This window comes from Streptomyces sp. NPDC001980 (assembly GCF_040296885.1).
Taxonomy (GTDB): Bacteria; Actinomycetota; Actinomycetes; order Streptomycetales; family Streptomycetaceae; genus Streptomyces.
In genome coordinates, this window is record NZ_JBEOYD010000104.1 from 1 (window position 1) to 2,958 (window position 2,958).

Annotated in this window: 4 protein-coding genes; all 4 read left to right on the plus strand. The window is 65.5% G+C overall.

Annotation, left to right across the window (positions count from 1 at the left end; all coding sequences use genetic code 11):
• The first annotated feature begins 168 nt into the window (after positions 1-168).
• A complete protein-coding gene (locus tag ABT137_RS50870; protein WP_351720867.1) occupies positions 169-774 on the plus strand; it encodes a TetR/AcrR family transcriptional regulator in 606 nt (201 codons plus the stop codon).
• A gap of 670 nt (positions 775-1,444) precedes the next feature.
• Positions 1,445-1,705: a hypothetical protein gene (locus tag ABT137_RS50875; protein WP_351720870.1), complete on the plus strand. Its 261-nt coding sequence runs from the start codon at positions 1,445-1,447 to the stop codon at positions 1,703-1,705.
• A 17-nt stretch (positions 1,706-1,722) separates the two neighbouring features.
• Positions 1,723-1,968 (plus strand): hypothetical protein, encoded by a 246-nt coding sequence (locus ABT137_RS50880; protein WP_351720871.1) that lies wholly within the window; start codon positions 1,723-1,725, stop codon positions 1,966-1,968.
• A 123-nt stretch (positions 1,969-2,091) separates the two neighbouring features.
• Positions 2,092-2,778 carry a hypothetical protein gene (locus ABT137_RS50885; RefSeq protein ID WP_351720874.1) on the plus strand — a complete coding sequence of 229 codons (687 nt, stop codon included), beginning with the start codon at positions 2,092-2,094 and terminating at the stop codon, positions 2,776-2,778.
• Positions 2,779-2,958 lie beyond the last annotated feature (180 nt).

The window sequence follows — 2,958 nt, forward strand, 5'->3', positions numbered from 1 at the left end:
CGCCGCCCCCCCCCCCCCCCCCGCGGCGTTACCCTCTGCGGGGTCCCCGCCTCCGGGCATCGGGTCGGGAAGACAGGTCTGTCTACCCTTGTTCGTCATGCACAGCAGCCAAAGAAGCCCCGAGCGGAGCTGTAAACTGAACCACTAGTCTGAAAGAAGGAAAGCGTTATGCCCAGCAAGGTCAACGCCTCGAAACCGTCCGTACGTGAGCGTCTGCTGGCCGCCGCCGACGAGCTGTTCTACCAGGAAGGCGTACAGAGCGTCGGCATCGAGCGCATCGTGCAGAAGGCAGGCGTTGCCAAGGCATCGCTCTACAACCTCTTCGGCAGCAAAGAACAACTGGTCGAGGCATATCTCGACGCGCGCCACGCCGACACCCGCGAGCAAGTCGAACGCGCCCTGACCCGGTTCCGCACACCCCGCGAGCGACTGCTGGGCGTCTTCGACGCACAGGGCCAGCTGTTCACCGAACCCGACTTCAACGGCTGCGCACACATGACGGCCAGCGCAGAAGCACTACCGGGCAGCCCCGTCGAAGACGCCACGGACCGGTACCGGCTCTGGGTAAGGGCGCTCTTCACAGACCTGGCCCGGGAGGCCGGCGCCACCGACCCCGAAGAACTGGCTCGCCAACTGCACCTCCTGTACGACGGCGCCGGAGTATCGGCCCGCATGGACCGGGACCCCTCAGCGGCGACGACCGCACGCACAGCAGCTGCAGCACTGTTCGATGCGGCACCCAAAAACGGAACAGCGGCCAACCCCGGGCAGTAAGCAGAGACGGTTCCCGAGCCGAGAGCTGGAGCCATCAGATGGAGATCGCCCGTCGCGCGGCGTTCAGCGCGGGGTCTGACCGCCTTCGACATCGTGCCCCTGACCGGCCCAAGCAGGACGCCAACCAGCGCCGATAGACGCAGGTCGCCACCAGCCACCTCGGCTGCTTCGTCCTCACCGCCGCCCTGCACCCGGCTCTGGCCGCCGACAACGACGCCCTGCTCCTGCTCGACATGACCGCACCTCGACCGACGAACACTCCTACGCCGGCCACCTCAAAAGGTACCGACCAGCAGCCGTAGGCACGCCTCGGCGACAGTGCGTAGCCAGGGCGTACGTCTTCGTCCGTCGCACGCACGACGACTGCAGTTACGAACCCAGTGAGTGGTGAGCATCGCGAAATTGCTGATCACGGGTCTGGTGTGAGCGTGGGGTGAGCTACTCGCGCTGGTCGTCGGCCGGTGTCCACGGCGAAGGTCGTCTGACATGTCGTTCGGAGCCGTCCACCCGGGCCGGTGCCTGGACCTGTCCGATTGGCCGGCGTCGTAGCGGTCCGGGCTCACCCGGTGACCGGCTCGAACACGACTCAGGGGCAAGCGCCTTGGTTCGGGTGGGCACAGTCGGCCAAAACCGCTGGTTGGATTAGGGATGTAACCGGGACAATAGTCTGGTGCCTGCGAAGTTGACCGATATGCCGCCTGACCGGCTGGATGCGCTGATCAAGCATCCCTTCCACCGGGAGAACGCCGAGCGGCTGATCGGGTTCATCCGCGATCTGCGGGAGTGCCACTGTCCCGAGGACTTCGTGGCCTTTCAGCACGAGCTCCTGAAGGCCATGCTCGAAGCGAGCCATGCCCGTGCCGCGCGAAATCGGGTGATCAAGCGGCTCAAGCGGGGAGAGAAACTCCCCCGGACGCGCCCGAGCTGGTAGCGGGCGACCGCCATGACGTGGACGACTGGCGGCTGGAGTCGGATGTCCTTGAGCGCATAGGCCGACAACTGCGTTCCGTGGGGGATGCCATGGCGTGGCGGGCATTTGGCTACGACCGCCGCTACATCCTCACCCTGCGACGGAACGAAGCGCCCGGTCCGATGACCCTCGCCAAGGAAGGCACCGTCCACGAGGTCCAGTTCATCCAGGACCAGTGGAGCGAGCACCGGCGCCTCGCGATGTTGCATGACCTGACGAACTGACTGCGCATCGGCGACGCGACTGTCTTCGACACCCCCGACGAGAACAACCTGCAAACCATCTACCTGCATGAGCTCAAGACAAACCCGAAACGGCGTGAAGGCGCCCAGCTCACGCGGACCCGCATGGCGGCGGAGGCACTGGACGTGAACGGGCCGCTGCCCGGACCCGACAAAGCCCGTCTCATCGAAACCGGCGTGCCGTACGCCAGCCATCTATCGGCCCTCCGCGACGCCTTCGCCTACGCCCACCGAGAGGGACTGAAGACGATGCGCGTGCCTGGGCAACGCGCACTACTCGCGCTCGACATCCCGGCGGCTGGCAACCGCTGGGGCCTACAGGAAGCCACGCGGCAGTTCCACGCCGCGTACACGGCATTGCTGCGCCGCACCCGGCTGACCGGACAGCAAATCTGCTTCGGCAGCGGTGACAACACCGCCCGCAACACGTTGGCCCCGCCATGGGGCATCTATCCCTTGCAGCCCGCGGAGTGCGCCGGCCTGATCGCCGACGTACTGGTGTTCACCGTGACGATGTCTTCCCACAACTTCGTCGAGGAACTGCATAAAGCCGGCCTGAATGCCGAGTGGGTCCTGGCCGAAGGCGCCGACATGGCGCCCCTCCGGCCCATCGTGGCAATCTACGGACACGGCCGCCGCGTCGTGATGGCCCATGCGGAAGTCGAGCGGCTACTGCTGGAACTCACCGATCTTGGCACGTGGGCACGAGGAGTAGAACGTCTCCTTCAGATGGGCGTTGCAGGTTGGCAGCCGTGGCCTTACTTCACCGACGAACACAAAATCTGGGCATGACTCGGACCGGCGGTGCCGTGTGTAACCGAGACTGATCGGTCGCCGGATCGGGTGGGGTGCCGGACCAAGAGCAAATGCCACCCGCCTTAGACGCTGTTGTCTTTCCGAGCTTGAGGACTGCGTTTCCGCTGGTCAGGCATAGGCTGGTGACTCTGTGGGAGTGGTGACCTGTCGTGTCGC